The organism is Micromonospora parathelypteridis, assembly GCF_014201145.1.
Taxonomy (GTDB): domain Bacteria; phylum Actinomycetota; class Actinomycetes; order Mycobacteriales; family Micromonosporaceae; genus Micromonospora; species Micromonospora parathelypteridis.
Genome location: NZ_JACHDP010000001.1, coordinates 4,910,471 through 4,934,353 on the forward strand (window position 1 = coordinate 4,910,471; position 23,883 = coordinate 4,934,353).

The 23,883-nt window shown below is 72.0% G+C and carries 28 protein-coding genes; 14 read left to right on the forward strand and 14 right to left on the reverse strand.

The window, feature by feature from the left end; translation table 11 throughout:
* Positions 1-6: 6 nt before the first annotated feature.
* From HNR20_RS22120 to HNR20_RS22130, 3 genes are all read right to left on the reverse strand, one after another.
* Positions 7-462 carry a GNAT family N-acetyltransferase gene (locus HNR20_RS22120; protein ID WP_184182958.1) on the reverse strand — a complete coding sequence of 152 codons (456 nt, stop codon included), beginning with the start codon at positions 460-462 and terminating at the stop codon, positions 7-9.
* 61 nt (positions 463-523) lie between these two features.
* A complete protein-coding gene (locus tag HNR20_RS22125) occupies positions 524-1,468 on the reverse strand; it encodes a DMT family transporter (RefSeq protein WP_229687381.1) in 945 nt (314 codons plus the stop codon).
* Positions 1,469-1,651: 183 nt separating this feature from the next.
* Complete coding sequence (locus tag HNR20_RS22130; protein WP_110563403.1) at positions 1,652-1,912, reverse strand: metallothionein; 261 nt, start codon at positions 1,910-1,912, stop codon at positions 1,652-1,654.
* 156 nt (positions 1,913-2,068) lie between these two features.
* On the opposite strand from HNR20_RS22130, the gene HNR20_RS22135 reads away from it, so the two are divergent.
* The 3 genes from HNR20_RS22135 to HNR20_RS22145 all read left to right on the forward strand — a co-directional run bounded on the left by HNR20_RS22135 (position 2,069) and on the right by HNR20_RS22145 (position 3,870).
* Positions 2,069-2,344 carry an isoamylase early set domain-containing protein gene (locus HNR20_RS22135; RefSeq protein WP_184182961.1) on the forward strand — a complete coding sequence of 92 codons (276 nt, stop codon included), beginning with the start codon at positions 2,069-2,071 and terminating at the stop codon, positions 2,342-2,344.
* A 110-nt stretch (positions 2,345-2,454) separates the two neighbouring features.
* Positions 2,455-3,198, forward strand: a complete 744-nt coding sequence (locus HNR20_RS22140; protein ID WP_184182964.1) for a lytic polysaccharide monooxygenase — start codon at positions 2,455-2,457, stop codon at positions 3,196-3,198.
* A 63-nt stretch (positions 3,199-3,261) separates the two neighbouring features.
* Positions 3,262-3,870 carry a DUF305 domain-containing protein gene (locus HNR20_RS22145; protein WP_184182966.1) on the forward strand — a complete coding sequence of 203 codons (609 nt, stop codon included), beginning with the start codon at positions 3,262-3,264 and terminating at the stop codon, positions 3,868-3,870.
* Positions 3,871-3,906: 36 nt separating this feature from the next.
* On the opposite strand, the gene msrB is transcribed toward HNR20_RS22145, so the two are convergent.
* A complete protein-coding gene (msrB, locus tag HNR20_RS22150) occupies positions 3,907-4,311 on the reverse strand; it encodes a peptide-methionine (R)-S-oxide reductase MsrB (protein WP_184182968.1) in 405 nt (134 codons plus the stop codon).
* Positions 4,312-4,358: 47 nt separating this feature from the next.
* On the opposite strand from msrB, the gene ligD reads away from it, so the two are divergent.
* Positions 4,359-5,396 carry a non-homologous end-joining DNA ligase gene (gene ligD / locus HNR20_RS22155; protein WP_184182970.1) on the forward strand — a complete coding sequence of 346 codons (1,038 nt, stop codon included), beginning with the start codon at positions 4,359-4,361 and terminating at the stop codon, positions 5,394-5,396.
* A 65-nt stretch (positions 5,397-5,461) separates the two neighbouring features.
* Here the strand turns inward: ligD and HNR20_RS22160 are convergent, their stop codons facing one another.
* The 4 genes from HNR20_RS22160 to HNR20_RS22175 form a co-directional block, all read right to left on the reverse strand.
* Complete coding sequence (locus HNR20_RS22160; RefSeq protein ID WP_184182972.1) at positions 5,462-6,451, reverse strand: hypothetical protein; 990 nt, start codon at positions 6,449-6,451, stop codon at positions 5,462-5,464.
* A 101-nt stretch (positions 6,452-6,552) separates the two neighbouring features.
* The gene (locus HNR20_RS22165; RefSeq protein ID WP_184182974.1) at positions 6,553-7,119 is read right to left on the reverse strand and encodes an RNA polymerase sigma factor; all 567 of its coding nucleotides are present in this window, start codon (positions 7,117-7,119) and stop codon (positions 6,553-6,555) included.
* A 74-nt stretch (positions 7,120-7,193) separates the two neighbouring features.
* Positions 7,194-7,622, reverse strand: coding sequence for a carboxymuconolactone decarboxylase family protein (locus HNR20_RS22170; protein WP_184182976.1), 429 nt, complete (start codon positions 7,620-7,622; stop codon positions 7,194-7,196).
* Positions 7,619-8,083 carry a MerR family transcriptional regulator gene (locus HNR20_RS22175; protein ID WP_184182979.1) on the reverse strand — a complete coding sequence of 155 codons (465 nt, stop codon included), beginning with the start codon at positions 8,081-8,083 and terminating at the stop codon, positions 7,619-7,621. The genes HNR20_RS22170 and HNR20_RS22175 overlap by 4 nt, the downstream gene beginning before the upstream one ends.
* Before the next feature lie 155 nt (positions 8,084-8,238).
* Here HNR20_RS22175 and HNR20_RS22180 point away from each other — a divergent pair, with 155 nt between their 5' ends.
* The 7 genes from HNR20_RS22180 to HNR20_RS22210 all read left to right on the forward strand — a co-directional run bounded on the left by HNR20_RS22180 (position 8,239) and on the right by HNR20_RS22210 (position 16,849).
* On the forward strand, positions 8,239-8,718 hold the full coding sequence (locus HNR20_RS22180) for a DUF2975 domain-containing protein (protein WP_184182982.1): 480 nt from the start codon (positions 8,239-8,241) through the stop codon (positions 8,716-8,718).
* Positions 8,718-8,933 carry a helix-turn-helix domain-containing protein gene (locus HNR20_RS22185; RefSeq protein WP_030336216.1) on the forward strand — a complete coding sequence of 72 codons (216 nt, stop codon included), beginning with the start codon at positions 8,718-8,720 and terminating at the stop codon, positions 8,931-8,933. Before HNR20_RS22180 ends, HNR20_RS22185 begins: the two co-directional genes overlap by 1 nt.
* A complete protein-coding gene (locus HNR20_RS22190) occupies positions 8,930-9,094 on the forward strand; it encodes a hypothetical protein (RefSeq protein WP_184182985.1) in 165 nt (54 codons plus the stop codon). Before HNR20_RS22185 ends, HNR20_RS22190 begins: the two co-directional genes overlap by 4 nt.
* A 130-nt stretch (positions 9,095-9,224) precedes the next feature.
* Positions 9,225-12,410: an ABC transporter permease gene (locus HNR20_RS22195; RefSeq protein WP_184182989.1), complete on the forward strand. Its 3,186-nt coding sequence runs from the start codon at positions 9,225-9,227 to the stop codon at positions 12,408-12,410.
* Complete coding sequence (locus tag HNR20_RS22200) at positions 12,407-15,115, forward strand: FtsX-like permease family protein (protein ID WP_184182992.1); 2,709 nt, start codon at positions 12,407-12,409, stop codon at positions 15,113-15,115. The genes HNR20_RS22195 and HNR20_RS22200 overlap by 4 nt, the downstream gene beginning before the upstream one ends.
* 1 nt (position 15,116) lies before the next feature.
* Entirely contained in the window at positions 15,117-16,112 is a 996-nt protein-coding gene (locus HNR20_RS22205) for an ABC transporter ATP-binding protein (RefSeq protein WP_184182995.1), read from the forward strand.
* Positions 16,113-16,123: 11 nt separating this feature from the next.
* Positions 16,124-16,849, forward strand: coding sequence for an ABC transporter ATP-binding protein (locus HNR20_RS22210; protein WP_184188792.1), 726 nt, complete (start codon positions 16,124-16,126; stop codon positions 16,847-16,849).
* Positions 16,850-16,916: 67 nt separating this feature from the next.
* Here HNR20_RS22210 and HNR20_RS22215 read toward each other — a convergent pair whose 3' ends face one another.
* The gene (locus HNR20_RS22215) at positions 16,917-17,402 is read right to left on the reverse strand and encodes a hypothetical protein (protein ID WP_184182998.1); all 486 of its coding nucleotides are present in this window, start codon (positions 17,400-17,402) and stop codon (positions 16,917-16,919) included.
* Between the two features lie 26 nt (positions 17,403-17,428).
* Positions 17,429-17,881, reverse strand: a complete 453-nt coding sequence (locus HNR20_RS22220) for a GNAT family N-acetyltransferase (protein ID WP_184183001.1) — start codon at positions 17,879-17,881, stop codon at positions 17,429-17,431.
* Between the two features lie 89 nt (positions 17,882-17,970).
* Here HNR20_RS22220 and HNR20_RS22225 point away from each other — a divergent pair, with 89 nt between their 5' ends.
* Positions 17,971-18,483, forward strand: a complete 513-nt coding sequence (locus tag HNR20_RS22225; protein WP_184183004.1) for a potassium channel family protein — start codon at positions 17,971-17,973, stop codon at positions 18,481-18,483.
* On the opposite strand, the gene HNR20_RS22230 is transcribed toward HNR20_RS22225, so the two are convergent.
* Both HNR20_RS22230 and HNR20_RS22235 read right to left on the reverse strand, forming a co-directional pair.
* Entirely contained in the window at positions 18,410-19,981 is a 1,572-nt protein-coding gene (locus HNR20_RS22230) for an alpha/beta hydrolase (RefSeq protein WP_184183006.1), read from the reverse strand. The two genes, HNR20_RS22225 and HNR20_RS22230, sit on opposite strands and share 74 nt — an antisense overlap.
* A 58-nt stretch (positions 19,982-20,039) precedes the next feature.
* Positions 20,040-21,155, reverse strand: coding sequence for an ATP-dependent DNA ligase (locus HNR20_RS22235; protein WP_184183010.1), 1,116 nt, complete (start codon positions 21,153-21,155; stop codon positions 20,040-20,042).
* Positions 21,156-21,290: 135 nt separating this feature from the next.
* Between HNR20_RS22235 and HNR20_RS22240 the strand changes: the two genes are divergently transcribed.
* Both HNR20_RS22240 and HNR20_RS22245 read left to right on the forward strand, forming a co-directional pair.
* Complete coding sequence (locus HNR20_RS22240) at positions 21,291-21,503, forward strand: hypothetical protein (RefSeq protein WP_110563419.1); 213 nt, start codon at positions 21,291-21,293, stop codon at positions 21,501-21,503.
* A gap of 93 nt (positions 21,504-21,596) precedes the next feature.
* Positions 21,597-22,019, forward strand: coding sequence for an SRPBCC family protein (locus HNR20_RS22245; RefSeq protein WP_184183013.1), 423 nt, complete (start codon positions 21,597-21,599; stop codon positions 22,017-22,019).
* Positions 22,020-22,025: 6 nt separating this feature from the next.
* Here HNR20_RS22245 and HNR20_RS22250 read toward each other — a convergent pair whose 3' ends face one another.
* Together HNR20_RS22250 and HNR20_RS22255 are read right to left on the reverse strand one after the other, a co-directional pair.
* Positions 22,026-22,946 carry a DNA-3-methyladenine glycosylase family protein gene (locus HNR20_RS22250; protein WP_184183016.1) on the reverse strand — a complete coding sequence of 307 codons (921 nt, stop codon included), beginning with the start codon at positions 22,944-22,946 and terminating at the stop codon, positions 22,026-22,028.
* 131 nt (positions 22,947-23,077) lie between these two features.
* A complete protein-coding gene (locus HNR20_RS22255; RefSeq protein ID WP_184183020.1) occupies positions 23,078-23,725 on the reverse strand; it encodes a hypothetical protein in 648 nt (215 codons plus the stop codon).
* Between the last annotated feature and the right edge of the window lie 158 nt (positions 23,726-23,883).

A 23,883-nucleotide genomic window follows, 5' to 3' on the forward strand; every position in this document is an offset into this window, starting at 1 on the left:
CGATAGTCAGGCGTCAATGGGATCGCGTCGCATCGGCGTGTGCGGGATGCCGTCCTCGACGTACTCCGGGCCGCTGACCGCGAAGCCGTGCCGGGCGTAGAACGCGACCAGGTGCGACTGGGCCTCCAGCACGCAGGGCCGGTTGCCCAGCACCTCCAGCGCCGCCGTCATCAGTCGGCCGGCGTGCCCGCCGCCGCGCGCCGTCGGCGCCACCACCACCCGACCGATCCGGGCGGTGCCGTCGGGGTCGGCCAGGATCCGCAGGTACGCCAGCGGCGCGCCGCCGTCGGTCAGCCAGAGATGCCGGGTGCCCGGCTCCACGTCCCGGCCGTCGAGTTCCGGGTACGGGCAGTGCTGCTCCACCACGAACACGTCGATGCGCAGCTTGAGCAAATCGTGGAAGGTGCGGGCGTTCAGGTCGGCGAAGGAGGCCGTCCGGATTTCGGTGGTCTGCTGGGGCACCCACCGATGGTAGGCCGTGCCGCCCGGCCGGGTCGGGCGCGTCCGACCCGGCCGGGTCCGCTCACGGTGTCTTCAGGCTGGCGGGTGCCAGGTAGGTGGCGGCCACGGCGGTGAGCAGCAGTAGGCCGCCGCCGATGACCGGCAACGGGAGCGGTTCGTGCAGCAGTGCCACCGCCAGTGCCGCGGCGGTGAGCGGTTCGAGCAGGGTCAGCACGGCGGCGACGCTGCCCGGGGTGGTGCGCAGCCCGGCGTAGAACAGCGCGTACGCCACCGCGGTAGTGACCACGCCGAGGTGCAGCAGCAGTGCCACGGTGTCGAGGCGTACCGGCGCGCTGACGCCGGCGACCAGGGCGAACGGTGCCAGGGTCAGCGCTCCGACCGTGGTGGAGATGGTGGTCAGCGTCATCGGCGTGGCGCGCTGCGACACCTGCCGGCTGATCAGGGTGGTCACCGCGTACCCCAGGCCGGAACCGGCCGCCGCGAGCAGGCCGAGCAGTGGGGCGGGCGTCGCGGCGCCGGGGTCCGCCGTGGCGCCGGTGATCAGGGCGAGGCCGGCCACGGCCGCGACCAGCGTGCCGAGTCGCAGCGGGCCGGGGAGCCGTCGGGCGCGCACCGACTCCCAGGTCGCGGCGAGCACCGGGGCCAGGCCCAGGCTGACGACGGTGGCCACGCTGACGCCGGCCCAGGCCACGGCGGCGAAGTAGAGCGCCTGGTAGAGACCGAGGCCGACGCCGGTGAGCAGCAGCGGTACGGGTGCCGCGCGCAGGGCGGCCAGGATCGTGCCGAGCCGACCGGCGGTGCACGCCAGCAGGACGAGCGCGGCGATCGCGAGGCGGTGGAAGCCGATGCTCACCGGGCTGAGCCCGGTGCTCTCGCGCAGGAGTTGCACCGCCACGCCGGTCGTGCCCCACAGCACGCCGGTGACGGTGATCTGGATCAGGCCGGTGCGGGCCTGGGTGACCGCTGGGGCCGAGGCGGCCAGCGGCGCGGTACGGGAGGTGGACACGGATGCGCTCCGAGGGGTGAGCCGTTGACGGGGACGACGTCGACGGAGCGCGTACGGCGAACTGGCCGAGCCGGGTCAGTCACCCGGTCGGCGAAGGCACGGCGCTCCGCTCAGGAGCGCGGTGGGGGCAGGACGCCCAGCAACGGCCGCATGGGGACGACCGTACCGCAGGGCGTGGCGTGGTCAGGCTGGGCGTGCGCCGACGGCGTCGCGGATCTCGGCGCCCTCGGCGCCCTCGACCGCGCGGGCGCAGTGTCCGCAGCAGAAGAACCGGCCGTTGACCTCGACGCCGTGCCCGACGATCTTGACCTGGCAGTGCTCGCAGATCGGTGCCATCCGGTGGACCGCGCACTCGAACGAGTCGAAGGTGTGCACGTCGCCGCTGACGGTGTGCACCTCGAACGCCATCCAGTAGTCGTTGCCGCAGACCTCGCACGTTGCCATGGCTAACCTCCCGTATCAGGACATGTACCACCAGAATCTCCCGAGTTAGGACATGGGGGCAGTGAAATGTCGGTGTTCGGTGGGATGGGCGGCGTGTCGGCCCCGGCGTGTTGCCCGTTGTGCCGGGTGAACCGCCGCAACCCCCGGAGGATCACAGTGATCAAGCGCAACAGGCTCTTCGGCAATCAGACCCGGGTCACCTTCTGTCTGCCTCGCGACGCCCCGCCCGGTCCGGTGAGCGTCGTCGGCTCCTTCAACGGCTGGGAGCCGGGCCGGCACGAGCTGGTGATCCGCCGCGACGGCACCCGGACGGTCACCGTGAAGCTCCCGCCCGGGGAGTACCGGTTCCGCTACCTCGCCTCCGGCGGCGTCTGGCTGGACGACGAATCCGCCGACCAGGTCGACGACCGTGGCAGCCTGCTCCGACTCTGACCAGAAAACTCGTCACCATCGATGTATTTATCGATGGAGGTCTTTACTGTTAACAATGTTTAAATTACGTTGAGGGGCACCTCACCAGAACTGGAGAAGGAGCCGCCCCGATGCGTAGAAAAATCACCGTCCCGCTGGTGGCGGCAGGTGCCGTCGCCGCCACCCTCACCGTCGCCGCCCCCGCTCAGGCGCACGGCTACGTCTCCGCCCCGCCGAGCCGGCAGGCGCTCTGCGCGCAGGGCCGGGTGCCCGACTGCGGGCAGATCAAGTACGAGCCGCAGAGCGTCGAGGGGCCCAAGGGCCTGCGCAGCTGCAACGCCGGGATCGCCCAGTTTGCCGTCCTCAACGACGACAGCCGGGGCTGGCCGGCCACCTCGGTCGGCAGCTCACTGACCTTCACCTGGGTGAACACCGCCCGGCACGCCACCAGTAACTGGGAGTACTGGATCGGCAACACCCGGGTCGGCGTGGTCAACGGCAACGGCCAGCAGCCGGGGGCGACCGTCTCGCACACCGTCAACCTCGGCGGCTTCTCCGGCCGGCAGAAGATCCTCGCCGTCTGGAACATCTCCGACACCGCGAACGCCTTCTACTCCTGCATCGACGTGCAGATCGGCGGCGGAGGCGGACCGGCGCCCACCCCCACCCCGAGCACCTCACCCACCCCACGGCCCACCCCGACCACCGCGCCGCCCACGACGCCCGCCCCGGGCGGCAGTTGGACGACCGGCCGGGCGTACCAGGTCGGCGACCAGGTCACCTACGGCGGGCAGACGTACCGCTGCCGGCAGGCGCACACGGCGATCCCCGGGTGGGAGCCGCCGAACGTACCGGCGCTCTGGCTTCAGGTCTGACCGCACGGGTGCGGCCCCTGGTCGCACCCGTGTCGCCGCCCTCGCGTGAACGGAGCACCCGGCATGCCCCGCCGTACCCGTCTGGCATCCCTCGTCGCCGCGCTGCTGCTCACCAGCGCCTGCGCCGGGTCGCCCCCGTCGAGCCCGTCAGCCGTGCCACAACCAGCCCCCGCGTCCCCGGCCGGCTCGGCGGTGGCCGGGTCCGCGGTGGCTGGTTCCCCGGCCGACGTGGCCGAGATGAGCGGGATCGACGTGGTGTTCCTGAGCACGATGGTCGGACACAGCGAACGCACCCTGCAGATCGTCCGGCTCGCTCGCGACCGGGTGCGCGACGACGCGCTGCGCACCCTGGCCGCCGCCATCGAGGCGACCGAGGCCGACGAGCTGTCCGCGATGCGAGGCTGGCTGCCCACCGCCGGGCCGGGCGCCAGCGCGGTCGTACACCATCACGAAGGCCATGGTGACGAGGCCGCACTCGACCGGCTGCGGACCGCGCCCGACGCGGACGTCGACCGGACACTGCGCGAGGTGCTCGCCGACCACCAGCGGGCGGCGGCCGACCTGGCCCGAGCCCAGGTCGGCGTCGGCCGAAACGAGCGGGTCCGTGACCTGGCCCGGCGGATCGAGCAGTCCCGCACCGCCGAGGTCGAGCTGCTCGGCGGTACGCCGTGAGCGCGCGCCTGCCGCACGGCGCTCGGACAGCTCAGGTCAGCGGGGTTCCAGCCGGATGGAGACCGAGTTGACGCAGTGCCGGGTGTCCTTCGGGGTGAAGCCCTCGCCGTGGAAGACGTGCCCGAGGTGGCTGTTACAGCGGGCGCAGCGGATCTCCGTGCGGGCCATGCCGAGGCTGCGGTCCTCGATCTCCTTGACCCGGCCCGGGATGGCGTCGTCGAAGCTCGGCCACCCGCAGTGCGAGTCGAACTTCGTGTCGCTGGAGAAGAGCTCCAGCCCGCAGGCTCGGCAGTTGTAGACGCCGGCCGTCTTCGTGTCCACGTACTCGCCGGTCCAGGGGCGTTCGGTGCCGGCCTCCCGCAGGACGTGGAACTCCTCGGGGGTCAACCGGACCCGCCACTCGTCCTCGGTGCGGGGCAGCTCGTTGTCGTCAAGACTCACCCGTCAACGGTACGTCGAACGTCGGGGCTGTGGCATATGGTCGCGAGATGGCTGGCACAAAGGCAGCGGTCGCCGAGGTCGACGTGGCCGGGCACAGCGTTCGACTGAGCAGCCCCGATCGGGTGATCTTCCCGCAGCGGGGCTTCACCAAGGCGGACGTCTTCCACTACTACCTCGCGGTGGGCGACGGGATCATGCGTGCCCTGCGGGACCGGCCCACCACGCTGCAACGCTTCCCCGAGGGCGTCGAGGGCGAGATGTTCTTCCAGAAGCGGGTGCCCACTCGGGGCGTGCCTCCCTGGGTGACGACTGCCGAGATCACCTTCCCGAGCGGTCGGAGCGCGGCGGAGCTCTGCCCGGTCGATCTGGCGCACGTGGCCTGGGCGGCGCAGATGGGCACCATCGTGTTCCACCCGTGGCCGGTGCGCGCCGCCGACGTCGACCGGCCCGACGAGCTGCGCATCGACCTGGACCCGCAGCCCGGCACCGACTTCGCCGACGCGGCGCGGGCCGCCGGGGAGGTCCGCGCCGTCCTCGACGAGCTGGGTGTGACCGGTTGGCCGAAGACCTCCGGTGGCCGGGGCGTGCACGTCTACCTGCGCATCCAGCCCCGTTGGACGTTCACCGAGGTGCGCCGGGCCACCATCGCGCTGGCTCGGGAGGTGGAGCGCCGCCACCCCGACCTGGTCACCACGGCCTGGTGGAAGGAGGAGCGCGGCCGTCGGGTCTTCGTCGACTTCAACCAGATGGCGCGGGACCGGACGATCGCCTGCGCGTACTCGCTGCGGGCCAACGCGCGGGCCACCGTCTCGACCCCGGTCACCTGGGACGAGCTGCCCGACGTCGACCCGGACGACTTCGACCTGCGTACCGTCCCGGCCCGGCTCGCCGAGCGCGGCGACCCGCACGCCGGCATCGACGACGCCCCGTGGGACATCACACCGCTGTTGGAGTGGGCCGAACGGGACGCCGCCGCCGGCCAGGGTGACCTGCCCTACCCGCCGGACCACCCGAAGATGCCCGGCGAACCGAAGCGGGTGCAGCCCAGCCGCGCCAAGCGCGCCCCTGAGGAGGAGAGCGCCTGAGCGCGCTGGATGCCGGGCTGCCCGGGACCGGCACGTCGCCGTCCCCGAGCAGCCTCGACGGTCAGCTACTGCCCCGTATCGCAGGGGTTCATCATCTTGGGGTGGACAGGCTCACCTGAGGCCACCCTGTCGGCGGTCTCCCAGAACCCGTTCGGCCAGTCACCCTCGGCGTCCATCTGCTGGAGCACCTTCCAGTTGTGGCTGCTGCGCAAGGCGTCAGCCGCCCGCCGGAGAGCCGCGTCGTCGTTACTCTTCTTCGCGCGCGTCCATTCGGTGATCCACGCACAGCCGACCGGGCCGATCACCCGTACGCCGAAGTGATAGGGGGAGTTGACGCCCTCGACGCTCAGCGTGGCGGGGTCGAAGCCCGGGGGGAGCGGCACGTCGGCGAGCACCGCTGCCGCCCGCTCGTTCACCAGCCCCGGCGTGACGATCTCCGCCGGGAGCGCGGCCAGCCACGTACGGGCGTCGACCCGGACCACGCTGGCGAGAACGCGATCGAGATCGCTGCGCGTCCAGGCGCTCGCGGCGCGCATCTCGACGAAGGAGCCGTCGCGAGGCCGGAGCATGACCGCGAAGTCGCTCGCGTTGTATCGGAACAGCTCACCCGGCCAGCGGTCGACCTGCACCGGCTCCGGCTTGCTGACCTCGAGCCGATCCTTGCGGTAATCGTCGTACTCGCTGGCCGGGTACCAGTCCATCCTGAGGTGGTGCGCACCATTGCTGTAGGTGATGCTGCCCATCTTCGTGGCGAACCCGTAGACGTGCGTTGCCTTCCAGCCGGGCTGGTCGATCAGCAGCCGCGGGTTCTCCTCGGCCGCCTTGAGCACCATCGCCGAATAGGCGGTCGCCGCCGGCGCCTGGGAGGTGGAACTCGTTTCCGGAGACGCTTCGTGGCTCCCTGGCTGATCGGTCTTCAGAATGGAGGCGCCGAATACGATGCCGAGTACGGCGGCCGCGATGCCTGCGCTGGCGAGACCGCCCATCAGGCGGTGGCGTGGTCGGGAGCGCTTGCCCGGTGGCTCGGTGACGGATTCGAGGATCGGCGTGGACATGATCTCCTCCAGGAGGTCCTGCGCGACCCCGTCGAGGTGCGCGATGACCTCGGGTCGGTACGGGTCGGCGTCGCGGAGTCTCCGGTCGAGCTGTTCGTCGGTCATCTGCCCTCCTCGGGGGCGCGTACGGCCATGACGTCGAGTACATGTCCGGGTGGGTCGAGGTCGTCACCGATGAGGTCCCGCAACCGGGCTCGGGCGCGGGACAGTCGCGTACGGACCGCGGCCGGGCTCACCTGGAGGACCACGGCAACCTCGCGCGGCTCCAACCCCTCCCAGAAGGTCAGCATCAGCACCTCTCGGTCCACCTCGTTGAGCCGGGCCAACGCGGCCCGGACGGTGAGCCGCTCGGGCACCTCGCTGCCCGGGTCGACGGCCACGGCCGCCCTGAACCGTTGCCGCAACCGATCACCCAACCGCCCCCGGCGCGCCCCGCCGCGGTGGTGGTTGGCCAGCACCCGCCGGGCCACGCCATGCAGCCACAGCCGGGCCTCGGCCTCCGGCGGCATCTCGCGGCTGCGCCGCCAGGCGACCAGGAAGGTCTCGGCGACCACGTCGGCCGCGTCCTCGGGCTGCTCGACGCGCCGCATCGCGTACGCCAGCAGTGCTTCGAAGTTGACCGCGTAGACGCGTCGGAAGCGGTCCTCATGCTCAGTCCCGGAGCTCACGTCTACTCCATGTCCGGTCCATCGCCCGTCGTGACAGTGGACGATCCGACAATCGTGGCACGTGGTCCGTCGGGTTACGCCGGGTCGTCACGCGTGGCGAAGACCTCGCGGGCGGTGAAGGTGGCGTTCAGTGCGCGGGGGAAGCCGCAGTAGACCGCGGCGTGCAGGATGGCCTCGGTGATCTCTTCGCGCGTCAGGCCGACGTTGAGCGCGGCGCCGATGTGGACCTTCAGCTGCGGCTCGCATCCACCCAGAGCGGTGAGGACTCCGATGGTGACCAGCTGCCGGCTTCGGGGGTCGAGTCCGGGACGGTCGTAGATGTCGCCGAAGGAAAAGGCTGCGACGTGGTGGCCCATGGCGGGGTTGATGTCGGCCAGTGCCTCGATGACGGCCTCGCCCTGGTGTCCGTCGATCTGGGACAGCACGCTCAGACCGTGTTTGCGGCGGGCAAGATTCTCAGGGCTGTTGATGTCGTACTGGGCAGTGTTGGTGGTTCTCGTCATGGCTGGGGTGCTCCTTCATAAGTGGCGATCTTGTACTCGGTGGCGGCCAGGGCCAGCTGCAGCTGAGCAATCTGCGAGCGCAGGGTGTCTCGGTGCTCCAGCATCATGTCGAGGCGCTCGGGCACGGTGGACTGGCCGGCGTCAACGAGGCCGATGTAATGGCGCAGGTCGCTGATCGGCATGCCAGAGGTACGCATTCGAATGAGGAAGACCAGACGTCGGACAGCCGCGGCGTCGTACCGGCGGTGGCCGGCGTTGTCCCGCGCGACCTGGACCAGGCCGATCCGTTCGTAGTAACGCAACGTGTGGGGATTGATCTTCAGATGCTCTGCCGCCGTGGCGATGTCCCACTCGGTTGCATCGTCATCGCGAGCGAGCTCGCGCAGCGATTCGATGGAGACACCACCCGGCGGGTCCACCGCGAGGCGCAACGCCTCCCGGAGTGCGTCATCAACGTCCATGCCCTGCACGCTAGGGCTGTGAGCGCGCTCTAACGCAAGCAGGCCGATGAACGAGGCAATAGTCGAGGTGTGCTCCCGCCAGCTGTGCATGGACGTGCCCGAGGCCGTGAACGGAACCGATTGACTTTCGATAGGTAACGAGCGAAACTCGATGCATGGTTACGGAGCATCGAGCGGTTGCCGCTCTCCGAGTCTTCCTCGTGGTGCTGTTCGGGGTCCTGGTCGTGTTCCAGACCCTCTCGCTGCCCGGGCAGTTCGCGCACATGGCCGCGGAATCGCCGGACGACGCCTATCTCCGGTGGCCGGCGACCGCCGTGGCGGTGTTCTGGGTGCTGTGCGTCCAGGTGGTCATCGTCTCGACCTGGAAGTTGCTCAGCCTGGTCAAGAGCGACCGCATCTTCACCGAAGCGTCCCTGAAGTGGGTGGACGCGATCGTGTGGGCCATCGCCGCCGCGTGGGTGGTGCTCGTGGGTGTCTTCCTCTACGTCGGGTTCCAGGCCGACGACCCCGGAATGCCGCTGCTGCTGTTCCTGCTGACCGTGGGAGTCACCGTGCTGGGGCTCCTCATGGTGGTGATGCGTGCGCTGCTGCGGCAGGCGACCACGCTGCGGACCGACATGGAAGCGGTGATCTGATGCCCATCGTCGTCCGCATCGACGTCGAGTTGGCCAAGCGCAAGATGAGCGTCGGGGAGTTCGCCGAGCGTGTCGGGCTCACGCCGGCCAACGTGGCGGTGCTGAAGAACGGTCGGGCCAAGGCCGTCCGCTTCAGCACGCTGGAAGCGATGTGCCGGGTGCTCGACTGTCAGCCCGGAGACCTGCTCGAGTGGGTCGAGGAGGAAACCCCATGAGGTACGTCCTGACGGTCGTCGCCGTTCTCGGGGTCGCGCTCGGCGTCGCCGGCATCGCGCACGGGGAGGCCGACGACTCGCCGGGCCTCCAACTCCTGGGCGTCGTGCTCGTGATCGGCGCGGTGGTGTTCGGCATCCGGAACCTCCGGGGCGGCAGCTAGCCGCCCCTGCGCGCGGGCCAGCATGAGCTGGCCCTCCCCGGAATAACGATCATGTAACGGGCGCGAACCTTTCCTGGTGCGTGGCCTGTCTTGATGGTCGTCGGCCCGTTGGGGCCAGGGGAGGCGTCGGATGAAGCTGGTGTGGAGGCGTGCCCGCGAGGCGCGCGGGCTGCTGGTGGCTGCGGTGATCGCGGCTCTGGTCGCCGTCGCGTTGGTCACCGGGCTGTCCGACTACAACCGCCGGGCGGTGGACGCCGGGCAGCGTGCGCTGGTCGCCGCCTCGCCGGCGGAGGAACGCGGCCTTCTGGTCAGTGGTTCGGGCGGACGCGACGCGGCCGAGTTCGCCAACCGCGACAACGCGGTCCGCGCCGAGTTCGCCGACGGCCTCGCCGGGGTTCCGGTCAGCGTCAGCGTCGCCCGGTACGGCACCGGACGGGAGCTGACCGGTTCCCTCGGCACCGTGCCCCGTACCGGCGACGAGCCCATCTTCGCCAACCCGGCCATCCTCGACGACCTCGCCGCGCACGCGGAGCTGACCAGCGGAGCGTGGCCCCGCCCGGGGGCGAACCCGATCCAGGTGAGCCTCCCGGAGCGGGCCGCGGTGGCGCTGGGCCTGAGCGTCGGCGAGCGCATCCCGGTGCGCGACCGGTCCACCGAGCGGCGCGGCGAGTTCGTGCTCGCCGGCACCTGGCGGCCTCGCGACCCGACCGACGCGTACTGGCTGCTCGCCCCCGGGGTGGGCGCGGGCAGCGTCGCCTCCGGCACCTCGTACGGGCCGTTCACGCTCGACCGGGCCGACTTCGAGGCGACCTTCCCGGGCGCGGTGTCGGCGTCCTGGCTGGCCGAACCGGATCTCGGTGACGTCGACACCGCCGACCTGCCAGCCGTGCGGAAGGCCCTCGCCGCGGCCGGCACGGCGGTGCCGGAGGCCGCCCAACTGGGCTCGTCGGCGCAGACAGCGACAAAGATGGTGGGGCTGCTGGACCGGATCGGCCGCGCCGACCTGGTGGGCCGCTCCTCGCTGGCCACCCCGCTGCTGCTCATCCTGGTGCTCGGCGGGTACGCGCTGGTGCTGGTCGCCGCCCTGCTGCACGAGGACCGCCGTCCGCAGACCGCGCTGCTGCGCGCCCGGGGCGCGGCCCGCCGGCAGTTGGCCGGTCTCGCCGCCCGCGAGGCCACCCTGGTGGTCGCCCCGGCCGCCCTGCTCGGACCACTGATCGCCGTGGAGGCGCTGCGGTTCGTCCGGCCCGGTGGTTCGGCGGAACTCTCCGCCGCGGGCGGCAACACCGCCCTGGTCTGGGCGGCCGCCGTGGCAACCGCGGTGGGCTGCCTGGTGGCCATGGTCGCGCCGACGCTGCGCGGCGCCGGCACGTACGTGGCCGACATGGCCGCCCGATCCCGCCCGAACCGGGCGGCGAGCGTCCAGCGGGCCAGCGTCGACCTGGTGCTGGTGGCGCTCGCCGTGCTCGCCTGGGTGCAGCTGCGCCGGTACGCCTCACCGCTCGCCGGCTCGAACGGCCGGCTCGGGCTCGACCCGCTGCTGGTCGCCGCCCCGACGCTCGGCGTGCTCGCCGGCGCCGTCCTGGCTCTGCGGGTGCTTCCGCCGCTCACCCGGTTCGCCGAGCGGTTTGTCGACCGACGCCCCTGGACGGCCACCATGTTCGGCATGTGGCAGGCCGGTCGGCGTCCGCACGCCGGTCCGGTACTGCTGCTCGCCCTCGCCGTCGGTGGCAGCACCCTGGCCTGGTCCCTGATCAGCACGGGGGAGCGGTCCCAGGTCGAGCAGGCCGGCCACACGGTCGGCGCCGACCTGCGGGTCACCGAGCGCGGCGGTTCCGCTCCGCCGAACCGGGCCGCTCAACTCGCCGCGCTGCCGGGAGTGGACCGTGCGCTCCCGGCGTGGCGCGACGAGGTGCGGGTCGGCCGGGACGACCTACCGGTGACCGTGATCGGCGTCGATCCGGCCAGCGCCCCCGGCGTCGTCCGTCTCGCCGACCGCCTCGCCGACGGTTCGGTGTCGGAGCAGTACCAGCGGATGATCGATGCGCGCGGGGTCCCCGCAGGTATCGAACTGCCCGCCGGGGCGCGCGCGATCACCGGCACGGTCCGTACCCCGGTGAGCAGCGCGGTCCGGTCACTCCGGGTCGCGGTGACGCTGCTGGTCACCAGCTCCGACGGGCTCGCCCTGCGGTTGCCGGCGGCCGACGCCCCCAGTGACGGCCGCGCCACCCAGTTCACCGTGCAGCTACCCGACGTGGGCGGAGCGCGGCTACGGCTGGCCGGGTTCGAGGCCGACGGCGGGCTTGCGGCCGGCAACGCCTACCGACTCCAGATGGACGGGTTGACGGTGGTCAAGGCCGACGGCACGACCCAGCCCGCCGGGCTGAGCGGCGACTGGGTGATGACGGCCCCCGGCGAGAAACCCACACCGGTACGGACCACGGGTGTCGGGTTCGCCGCGGTCCACGGCGTGGAGGTCATTCCCGGCGGTCAGTTCGCGTACCAACCGCCGACCCGGTTCGCCATCGTGCCCGCCGGTCCGAGCACGCCCGTCCCGGTGCTGATGACCCCCGGGGTACGCGAAGCGATGAGCCTGCGCGTCGGCGACACCGTCGACCTGACGCTCTCCGGGGTGTCACTGAAGGTCCACCTGCTCGGTGAACTTGCCTCCGTGCCGACCACCACCGGCGAAGGCGTGCTGCTCGACCTGCCCGCCGGGGTCGACGCCCTGATCCATGCGGGCGGCACGGTGCGGTCGATTCCGGAGTGGTGGGTCGGCACCAACGACGCGTCGGCCGCCGCGCAGGCCGTCAGTGAACTGCCCGGTGTGACCGTGCTCGACCGGGAGAAGGTGATCGAGGCGGCCGCCGACGACCCGTACTGGCGCGGGTCGCGTACCGGAATGCTCGCCGCCGCGCTCGGCGCGGTGCTGCTCGCCATCGTCGGCCTGATGGTGGACGTGTGGGCCACCGCCCGGCGCCGGCTCAGCGAGTTCGCGGTGCTACACACCCTCGGTGCCACACCTCGGTTGCTGGCCCGGTCGTTGCTGGCCGAACAGACCTTCCTCGCCGGCATCGGCGTAGGCGTCGGTCTGCTGCTCGGTGCCGCGGTCGGGGCCACCATGGCCCCACTGGTCATCCTCACCCCGGCCGCCGGCCGGCCGATCCCCCCGGCGGCGTTCGCGCTTCCCTGGGTGCCGATCGGTCTGACCGCGGTCGGTCTGCTGCTGGCGGCGCTCGCCTTCAGCGCGTTCATCGCCGCCGGCATCCGTCAGCGGGTGGCGGCGGTGCAGTTGCGAATCGGGGGAGAACGATGAGCGTCGGCGCGGCTGTCCGGCGGGTCCGGGCGTACGGAGGGCAGTTCCTGCTCCTGGCGGTGCTGACGCTGGTGGTCACGCTCCTGATCAGCGGCGTGCCCCGGCTGGTCAACCGACTCGCCGAACAGGGGCTTCGGGCGCAGCTGAACAGTGAGCCGGCAGCCCGTCGGGACATCTCCTACACCACTGGCGTGGTGAACGCCCCCGCCAACGAAACCGCGATGATCAACGCTCGTGTGCGGTTCGAGGCCCTGGCTGCGGGGATGCCGCCGTTGGTGCGCTCGGCGGTGACCGAGCGGTGGTACAACGTGGACGCCCAAGCGACCCGGGTGGTCGGGCCGGACCTCGCGGCCCGCAATCTGCTGGTCGACCTGGGTCTCCGGGCCGTGCCCGACATTCAGAACGCCAGCACCATCGTCGAGGGGGCGTGGCCCAGCGAAACCTATCTCCCCGACCGCCCGATCGAGGTGGCGCTGGACGTCGACGTGGCCACCAAGCTCAACCTGCGCACCGGCAGCCACCTACGCATCGGCAGGGCCGAAGGCAAGAACAGATTTGTCGACGCTTCCCCGCTGGTGGTGGTCGGGCTGTTCCGCCCCGTCGACCGTACGGGCGGCATCTGGGACGGCCTGCCATCGATGCTGCGGATCACCGAACCAATCGGGGACGGTGAGCCGTTCATCGCCACGGGCGCGGTCGCACCGTCGACCCTCGACAAGCGGGCCGCGGCGGGTTGGCCGATCCGGACCAACTGGCGTTATCGACTGGGCGTCGACAGCATCGATGCGCGGAAGCTGGACCAGGTGATCGACGGTCTGCAGGAATCGCAGCGCAACAAGCCGTCCGACCTCTCGTTGGCCCAGGGCGTTGACATTCCGCTGCGGGCGTTCGCCGCGCAGGTGAACGCCGCCCGGACCCTGCTGGCGGTGATCGCGGCCGGCGTACTGGCGACCCTGGCCGGGCTGATCGTGCTCGCGGCCACCCTCGCCACCCGGCGGCGCCGATCGGAGTTCGTGCTGATCCGCGCACGAGGTGGCGGCGCCACGGCCGGCGCCCGCCGCAGCCTCGCCGAATCACTACTGGTGGTGCCCGTCGCCGCCGCGCTCGGCTGGTGGCTGGGCACCCTGGTCCCCGGCGCCCCGGACCCCATCACGCCGTACGCGATCGCCGCAGCCGTCCTGGTCACCCTGGCACTGCCGCTGGCCACGCTGGCCGTGCCGACCGGCGGGGCGTCCCGCCGCGACCTGGTCCGGATGCGCCCGTCGACCCGCCGGCTCACCGTCGAGCTGTTCGTGCTGCTGCTCGCAGTGCTCGGCGCGGTGCTGCTGCGTCGGCGCGGACTCACCCTCGGTGAGGTGGACCCACTGCTGGTTTCGGTGCCGGTGCTGCTCGCGGTCGCCGCGGCGGTGCTCGCGCTGCGGGCGTACCCCTGGCCCTTGCTGCTGGTCAGCCGGCTGGCCGCGCGGAGGAGGGGCAGCGTCGCCTTCCTCGGGACGGCGCGGGCCGGTCGGTCGGCCGTCGCCGCTCCGCTCGTCGTCGTGGTGCTGGCGATCGGCACTGCGGCGTTCTGTGCGGTCGTGGCCGCGGGCGTCGACGCGAGCCGGGACCGGGCCGCCGAGCGGATCGTGCCCGCCGACGCGGTGATCCGCGGGGAGCGCTTCGCTCCCGACACGGTCGACGAGTTGGGCCGCCTGCCGGGGGTCCGGGCCGTGACGCGGGTGCTGTACGCGTCTGACGAGCAGCTGAGCGTCGACGAGCTCGGGACCGACCCTCGGCTCGGGGGGACGGCCGTGCTGCTGGTCGACGGATCAGGGCTGGCCGCGGTGGCCCGGGAATCCGAGGTGGACCTGGCGCTGTCGGACGCGTTGCGCTCCGCCCGGCCCGAACCGGGGCCGCTGCCGGCGATCGTCTCGCCGTCGGTCGCCGCCGACCTGGCCAAGGCCGGGCTGGACCGCTCCGCCTTCATCTCCGTGCAGGGCCAGCGGTACGAGTTCCGGGTGGCCGGCAGCGAGGAGAGTTTCCCACTGCTGTCGGCGAACACCAGCCGGTTCGTCATCCTGCCCTGGCAGGCGCTGCCGACGCGAAACACCACACCCGTGGCGACCAGCCTGTTGGTCGCCGGGGATCGGCTGGACGCGGAGGCGCTACGCCGCGCCGGCGACCAGGGGCAGCTGCGTTACCAGCAGGAAGGGGCGGTCACCGGGCAGGAACGGCCGATCGGGGTCGTCGTCGACACCCGGGCCGACGTCCGGCGCGAACTCGGTGACGGCGGTGCGAACGGCGTACTGGCCTTCGGGTTCGTGGCCGGCGCCGCCGGCGGCTCCGTGCTCGGGCTGCTGGCCATCGCGTTCACCGTGCTGGCCGGCGCGCGGGCCCGAGGCCAGGTGCTGTCCCGGCTGCGTACCCTCGGTCTGTCCCGCCGGCAGTGGCGCGGGCTGCTGCTGGTCGAGCTCGCCCCGCTGGTCGGGGTGTCGGTGCTCACCGGCGCGCTCGTCGGTGCGGTGCTGCCCCTGCTGCTCAACCCGGTGCTCGGCCTGTCCGCCTTCACCAGTGGCATGCCGGTCCGAGTGGCCTTCGAGCCCGGCCTGGTGGCCGCGGTGCTCGCGCTCGGGGTGGTCGCCCTCGGCTTCGCGGTCGCCGTCGAGGCCCTGAACAACCGCCGGTTGCGCCTCGGTGAGGTGCTTCGGCTCGGAGAGGAGAGCTGAGATGACCGCTACCGCCCAGACTTCACTGGTGCCCGACCTGGCCGCACTGCAGCAGCGGGCCGCGCAACGCGCCGCCGAGCGGGCCGGCGGACAGGACCGGCTGCGCGGGCACATCGTCTGCGACGGCCTGGTGCGCATCTTCAAGACCGAGGGGGTGGAGGTGGTCGCCCTGCAGGGGCTCGACCTGGTCATCGACCGGGGTGAGCTGGTGGCGATCGTCGGCGCGTCCGGTTCGGGCAAGTCGACCCTGCTCAACATCCTCTCCGGCCTGGACACGCCGACCGCCGGCATCGCCCGGGTGGCCGACTACGACCTGCTCTCGCTGTCCACGAAGCGGCGGTTGAGCTACCGGCGGGAGCTGGTCGGCTTCGTCTGGCAGCAGACCGGCCGCAACCTGCTGCCGTACCTCACCGCGCTGGAGAACGTCGAGCTGCCGATGCAGCTGGCCGGCAAGCGCGGCGGCAGGGCCCGCCGGCAGCGCGCCCGGGAGCTGCTCGACATGGTCGGCGTGGGCTACTGCGCGGACCGGCGGCCGGGGCAGCTCAGCGGTGGCGAACAGCAGCGGTGCGCGGTGGCCGTGGCGGTGGCCAACGACCCGGAGGTGCTCTTCGCCGACGAGCCGACCGGTGAACTGGACGAGGCGACCGGCGCCGACGTCTTCGGCGCGCTGCGCACCATCAACGCCGAGCTGGGCGTGACCATCGTGGTCGTCACCCACGACCACGCGGTGGCCACGCAGGTTCGCCGGACCGTCGCGATCCGCGACGGGCGGACCGCCTCCGAGGTACGCCGAACCGCTCGGATCGGCGCGGACGGCAACACCGAGTTGGTCAGCGAGGAGTACGCGGTGCTGGACCGGAACGGCCGGATGCAGCTACCGGCCGCGTTCGTCGACGCGCTCTCGCTGAAGGAGCGGGTCCGGCTCGATCTGGAGCCGGACCATGTGCAGGTGCGGTCCGGTGACCGGGCCTCGGACGAGCGGGGGGCACGGGCATGAGCCGTCGGGACATGGTGGTGACCGGCGCGGCCGGTTTCGGTGGTGGGCCTGCGGCGCACCCTGCCGAGGTGGTCCGGGTCAGTGGCGTGAGCCGCACCTTCGGCCGGGGCGAGCACGCTGTGCACGCGGTGCGGGACGTGTCGTTCAGCGCCAATCGCGGTGAGCTGGTCGCCATCCGGGGCCGTTCCGGGGCCGGCAAGACCACGCTGCTGAACCTGATCGGCGGGTTGGACCGGCCGGACAGCGGCCAGGTTGTGGTGGCCGGGCACGAGGTGACCTCGGCCGGTGAGGCGGAGCTGTTGCGGCTGCGTCGGGGCACCGTCGGGTTCGTGTTCCAGACGTTCGGGCTGGTGCCGATCCTCTCCGCCGCCGAGAACGTGGGTGTGCCGTTGCGGCTGGCGCAGGTGCCGGCCGCCGAGCGGGAGCAGCGGGTCGCGGTGCTGCTGGAACTGGTCGGCCTGGGCGGGCACGCGGCCCAGCGCCCGTACGAGCTCTCCGGTGGTCAGCAGCAACGGGTCGCGGTGGCCCGAGCACTGGCCAACGAGCCGGACCTGCTCATCGCCGACGAGCCGACCGGTCAGCTGGACTCGGAGACCGGTCGGTCCATCATGGACCTGCTGCGCGCGGTGGTGCACGCGCGGGGCATGACCGCGCTGGTGGCCACGCACGACCCGGCCCTGATCGACCTCGCCGACCGGGTGCTCGTCCTGCGCGACGGCCGCCTCGTCGACGGCTGACCGACGCGCCTCGGCGCACTGTAGAGCTGCCCCGGATCTGGACCGCTGCCCCAGATCCGGGGCAGCTCTACAGGCGCGGAGAGGTGACCCCGGGACCCGGGGCGCGGCCGTTGGGGAGGGCGCCGGCGAGCGGGATCAGCAGGTAGCCCAGCAGGGCCAGGAGGAGACCGGCGCCCGGCCTGGTCGACAGCAGTTCCTGCTCGACGTAGGGGTCCTCGGCCTCGAAATACCAGTACACCCCGGTGATGCTGCCGCAGGCGAGCGCGTTGGAGATGAGCATCCCCAGGCTCGCCTGCCGCCAGATCCGGCGGGCCGGGCCGACGTTGACGAGCGACAGCGTCGCGAAGACGGCAGCGGTCACCGCGAACGGTAGCGCCCAGCCGAGCTCCTTTGAGCCCGGAGTGACATCCGTTCGATCGGGATAGACGGTGCGCCAGGCGGGCAGCCAGAACGCGGCGACGACCAGAAGGACTCCGACCGTCAGAATCGCCCAGCCGGTCCGCCGCCAGGGCGGGCGCGGTGGAGGACTGTCGGTCGTTGCGGGCCCACCCACAGCAGCGAAGCTAGCTGAGCCCTCGATCAGAGCGCAAGCTTCATGCCCTCGTGGCTGGACGCGAAGCCGAGGCCCAGGTAGAAGCGGTGCGCGTCCAGGCGGGTCTTGTCCGTGGTGAGCTGCACCAGGGCGCAGCCACGCTGCCGGGCCTGATCGATGGCCCAGGTCATCAGGTCCCGGCCCAGCCCTTCGCCGCGCCGGTCGGAGCGGACCCGAACCGACTCGATCAGGGACCGCTCGCTGCCGTGCCGGCCGAGGCCAGGGATGTAGGTGATCTGCAGGCAGCCGACCAGCTCACCGTCCTGCTCGGCCACGATCAGCTGGTTGCGCGGGTCCGCGCTGATGTCCGCGAACGCCTTCTCGTAGGCGTCGTCGACCACGGTGAAATCGCGGGCCTTGCCCAGGACATCGTCGGCGAGCAGGGCGATGACGGCGGGCAGGTCGGCCCGGACCGCCTCCCGGTAGATCACGTCGGTCATGCTGGTGAGCCTGGCACAGCGACGTCGGCGGATGGGATGGCGGCGGATGGGACGGTGGCGGTTGCCAGCAACGGGCAGCATGGGGCGGCATGGAGCCTCTGCTGCTGCCGTTCCGGTGGATCTATCGGGCGCTGGTGTGGTTTGCGAACTCACCCCGCACGCTGATCACCTCGTACCTGCTGATGATCGTGGTGGCCGGGGTCATCTACGGCGAGGTCGAGCAGCGCAGCCCGGCGGACGCCGTCTGGTGGGCGGTGGTCACCGCCTCCACCGTCGGGTACGGCGACATCTCACCGACGACCTGGGCGGGCCGCACACTGGCCGCGCTCCTCATCTCGACGATGGTGCTGCTGGTCATCCCGCTGATCACCGCGCACTTCGCGAGCCGGCTCATCGTCGACGACAACGCCTTCGAGCACGAGGAACAGGAGCAGCTCAAGGCCGACGTGCGCCGGATGCGGGCGCTGCTGGAGGAGTTGGCCGCCCGGCAGGGCATCGAGCTACCGGCGCTGCCGCCGAGCCGTGACGTCAGCGGGCCGGGCAGCGCAGGCCCTCCCGGGGAACGCTCAGGTCGAGCAGGTAGGCGTCGACAGCATTGGTGATGCAGGAGGTCTGCGGGTACGCGGTGTGCCCCTCGCCCTCCCAGGTGAGCACCCGGCCAACGCCCAGCATCGACGCGAGCCGTGGGGTCTGCTCGTAGGGCGTCGCCGGGTCGCCGGTGGTGCCGACCACCACGATCGGCGGCGCGCCGTTCGCCCGGCCGGTCGGGTACGGGTCACGCCCACCCGGCCACTCGACGCAGCTCAGCATGCCGACCGCCAGCGCCGGCCCGAACAGCGGATATTTCCCACGCCACTCCGCCTGCAACTGCCGGATCTGCTCCCGGCTCGGCTTCTCCGTCTCGTCGGCGCAGTTGATGGCCAGGTTGGCGTCGAACAGGTTCGAGTAGCGCCCGTCGCTGCCCCGGCCGGCGTACGCGTCGGCGAGCCGGAACACGTCCTTCGGATCGCCCTCGGCCAGCTTGTCGATCGCCTGGGCCAGCTCCTGCCAGCCGGCTTCGGTGTAGAGCGACGAGATGACCGCGTAGAACACCCAGCCGGAAGTCGCCTCCCGCCCGTTGGCGCCGCGTACCGGGGAGACCTTGGCCTTGTCGATGGCCGAGGTGACCGCGGCCCGCGCGTCCGGGGCGATCGGGCAGCGGTCGGCGTTCGCCGTGCACCAGCGGGTGAAGTTGTTGAACGCCCGCTCGAAACCGCGGGCCTGGCTCTCCGAGCCCTCCACCAGCCGCTGCTGCGGGTCGACCGCGCCGTCGAGCACCAGCGCACGCACCCGCTGTGGGTAGAGCTGGGCGTACGTGGCGCCGAGCAGAGTGCCGTAGGAGTAGCCGAGGTAGGTGAGCTTGTCGTCGCCCACGGCGGCGCGTACCGCGTCGATGTCCCGGGCGGCCTGCTCGGTGCCGTACAGCGGCAACTGGTCGCCGTACCGATCGCCGCAGCCACGCCCGATCCGCTGGCTCAGGCCGACGAAGCCGTCGAACGCCGACTGGCTCGCCGGATCCGGGTCGAAGCCGAAGCTGGCGTCCAGGTCGGCGTCGGAGATGCACTTCACCGGGCTGGACCGGGAAACCCCACGCGGGTCGAAACCGACGATGTCGAAGCGCTCGGTGATCGAGGTGGGAAGCCCGCCGAACTGGGGGCCGAAGGACAGGTAGACGGCGGTGTCGACGCCGGAGCCGCCCGGGCCGCCCGGGTTGATCACCAACGAGCCGACCCGGTCGCGCTGCTTCGTGGAACGGGCCCGCAGCAGGGCGATCTCGAAGGTCTCCCCGGCGCCCGGGCCGGTGCTCGCCCCGCCGCCGGTGCCCCAGTCGCGAGGCACCGCGATCCGCGCGCACTCGTAGCGCATGTCCGGCGCTCCGCGCCCGACCAGGTCGTCGGGCACCTCCGGGCAGGGCCGCCAGGTGGGCGCGCTGCCGGTCGGTGCGGCCGCACCCTCCACTTCGGTGCGTGGCGCGAACGCCGGCAACGTGCACCCGGCGGTGAGCAGCGCCGCGACGGTGAAGGCGGCCAGAGTACGACGGACCCGGCGACTGGTCGCCATCCGAGGCTCATGGGCGGTGCGGGTCACGTGGTCCTCCGGAATCGAGTCGACGGCCAGGCTACGCCGAGCCGCTGGCGGCCCGGTCCACGGTGGTCGCCGGGTCGCCGCGCAGCACCTGGTCCACGTCGAAGCGGATCGGGCGGTCGAGCTGGTCGTAGCGGCAGGATCGCGGATCGCGGTCCGGGCGCCAGCGGACGAACTGGGCGGTGTGTCGGAACCGTTCGCCCTCCATCGCGTCGTAGCCCACCTCGACCACCAGCTCCGGGCGCACCGGCTCCCACTCCAGGTTCTTCGTGCCGGTCCACCGGCTCACTCCACCCGGGATGCGTTGGCCGCGCTCGTGGTCGCCATGCACCCACGGGTGCTCGCCGCCGGTGTCCCGGTAGGGCGCCAACTCGTCGAGCAGCTCGGCGCGGCGGGCCATGCTGAACGACGCGCTCACCCCCACGTGGTGCAGGACCCCGGCGTCGTCGTAGAGGCCGAGCAGCAGCGAACCCACCACCGGGCCGGACTTGTGCCAGCGGAAGCCGGCCACCACCGCGTCCGCGGTGCGGGAGTGTTTGACCTTGAACATCAGCCGTTTGCCCGGCTCGTACGGCAGGTCGGCCGGTTTGACGATCAACCCGTCCAGGCCGGCGCCCTCGAAGACGTCGAACCAGCGGCGAGCGGTGTCGGGGTCGGTGGTGACCTGGGTGACGTGCATCGGCGGTCGCACCCCGGCGAGCGCCTCGACCAACCGCTCCCGGCGACGCGGGTAGGGCTGGTCGAGCAGCGCCTCGTCGCCGATGGCCAGCAGGTCGAACGCGACGAAGTCGGCCGGTGTGGTCTCGGCCAGCATCTTCACCCGCGAGGCGGCCGGGTGGATGCGCTGGGCCAGCAGCTCGAAATCCAACCGGGCCTGACCGCTCGGCCCGTCACGCCGGATGACGATCAGCTCGCCGTCGACCGCGCACCGCTCGGGCAACTGCCGGCGGGCTTGATCGACCACCTCGGGGAAGTAGCGGGTCATCGACTTGCCGCCCCGGCTGGCCAGCTCGACCTCGTCGCCGTCGCGGAACACGATGCACCGGAACCCGTCCCACTTGGGCTCGTAGGTCACCCCGGGCGTGGTGGGGAGCTTGGCGACACTCTTGGCCAGCATCGGCTCGACCGGAGGGTTGATCGGCAGGTCCACGGCGACCAGTCAATCAGACGGTGCCGACAGTCGTGAGGCAGATCACCGTGGGTGCCGAGGCGGCGTGTCCGCCCCTGCGCCGCTCGTCCCGACCGGGCGAATCGAATAACCGCAGGTCAGAGCTACTTTCGCGAGGTGTCCGAGTGGGTCTGTGACTGCTGCGGGCGGTGGCGGGTGAGCGTCGAGCTGATCCGGGGCCGCTATCGCTACCGGCTGACCCGCCGTTACCCGCAGCGGTTCGGCGGCGGCCGGAACGTGCTCGGCGAGGTCGGCTCGGTGCCGGAGCTGGAGGAGCTGCTGCGTCGGCGTACCCCTCTGAGCCTGGCCGACCTGCGCGAAGCCGCCTGATTCGCCGGGTTGCGCGCTGCTGTCACGATCCACCTGGCGGCCTCGTCTGCATCCGTGGCGGGTGCCCGACGGCGCCGCCGGGGAGGGGAGACGATGCGGTTCGAAGCCGCTACGGAGATCGCTGCCGACGTCGAGCAGGTCTGGGCGGTGCTCGTCGACATTCCGCGCTGGCCGGAGTGGACGGCCTCGGTGACCCAGGCCGAGCGGGGGGAGTCAGGGCCCCTCGCCGTCGGCGCGACCGCCCGGTTGACCCAGCCGAAGCTACGGCCGGCGGTGTGGCGGGTCACCGAGCTTACCGAGCAGCGGGAGTTCGCCTGGGTCTCCGACACCCCGGGGGTGCGGACCACGGCCGAGCACCGGCTGCTGCCGCTGCCCGACGGACGCACCCGCGTCGAGCTGGCGATGAGCCAGTCCGGGCTGCTGGCCGGCGTGATCGGTCGGCTCTACGGTGGGCTGTTCCGCCGCTACCTTCGGCTGGAGGCCGACGGGCTCCGGAGTCGGAGCGAGCGGGGCTGACGGGAGTCAGAATCGGGCGAACGAGCGGATCGGGGCGCGTGGACCGAACTTCGGCGCCTGGATGCCGGCGGCCCCCAGCAGCAGGCACACCCGGCCCCGGTGACCCCGGAACGGCTCCAACAGGGCCAGCATCCGGGCGTCGTCGCCCCTCGGCTCACCGGCCAGCGCCCAGGCCACCGTGTTCGGGACGTGATAGTCGCCGACGCTGACCGCGTCCGCGTCCCCGTACGCGACCCGGACCACCTCGGCGGCCGTCCACGGCCCGATGCCGGGGATGGCGGTCAGCCGGCGGGTGGCGTCGGTGGCGTCTGCGCTGCGCTCCAACCGGTCGGCGAGCGCCGCGGCGCGACGCAGCGTGTCGGCGCGACGCTGTTCGACCCCGAACGGATGGAACACCCAGTACGGGGTGGCGGCCACCGCGGCGGCCTCGGGCGGCAGCAGCAGCGGCTGGAACGGGCCGGGTGCCGGCTCCCGGAAGTGCCGCACGGTCGCCGCGTACGCCCGGTACGCCTCCTTCACGGTGACCTTCTGCTCGAAGACCGCACGCAGCAGGTGCGGGAAGACCTGCCCGGTGGCGGGCATCCGCAGCCCCCGGTGCTCCCGGGCCAGCCGGGCGACCAGCGGGTGCGCCCCGGCCAACTCGGTGAAGCCGGTCAGGTCGTCGCGCAGCCCGGCGATCGCGTCGGCGCGCGCCACGACATGATCGGCGCCCGGCCCGTAGCCCTCCGCGATCAACTCGCCGCCGACGGGTCGCAGCGCGAGGGTGGCGGGCCCGTCCGGGGTGCGGGTGGCCCACCAGAAGGTGCCGGCGGCGACGCGCGCGCACGGGTCGTACGGGCTGAAGGTGAGCGCCCGGACGGAAGCCGCCAGCCGGTAGCCGACCGGCGGGTGCAAAACCCTGGTCGCGGCGGGTTCGGTTTCGGTCACCCCGCCAACTCTGCCACGCACGAGGCGGGACGTCGGCACCACCGGTGTGCCGACGTCCCGCCCCGTACGACGGTGACCGGTCGCGCCCTCCCCGGCGACGACCGACCACCGCGTCCTGGCGCCGAGCGGGCTCAGTACGAGTAGCCCGCGCCTCCGGCGTCGCTCGCGCCGCTGTTCGCCGGCGGCGCGACCGCCTTCGGCGTGGAGGTGGGCAGGCAGCTCAGGTTCTTCTTGCCGTCCGGCTGAACCACGAACCAGGTGCCACCGACAGCCTGGCCCTTCCACTGGCCGGGCTTCTTGTCGCCGATGTAGCGGTACACCGGCCAGCCGGCAATGGTGAGCTGACGGGTGCCGTCCTGGCGGGTCACGCTGCTGACCTTGTCATCGGAGACACCGGTGAGCTGCGGGTTGCCGTCGGTCAGCGCCGGGGGCCACACCTCGGCGCACTTGTCGACGCAGTTCGACGACGGCGGGTCGGCGGTGTCCTTGTCGAAGCGGTACAGGATCCAGCCGTCCTGGTCGGTGACCACCTTGCCCATCCGGGCAACGCTCTTGCCGATCAACTGCTCGGTCAGGTTGACGTTCGCCGGCGGCGCGTCGGCGGCCGGCGCCTCCGCGGACGCCGAGGCCTCGGGTTCAACCGACGCGGTGGGCTCGGCCGCGGCGACGGCGACCGGCTCGGCCGCGCTCGAGTTCGCCCCGTCGTAACCCGCGGGAGCGCAGGCCGTTAGTGCGACCATCGCGCTCGCGACGATGACGGTCCGCTTCATCTGTGCCACGTGCCCTCCTCATTCTTGGCAGTTCACCCATAGGTACGGAGGGCGGGCTGTCAAGGTTGAAGCAGTAACAGTGGTCAATTTCACTTGAATTGATTGAACTGATTTGGGTCGCCATACGTACGTCCCCGGCACGGAGACTTCCCGAAAAAACAGATCGG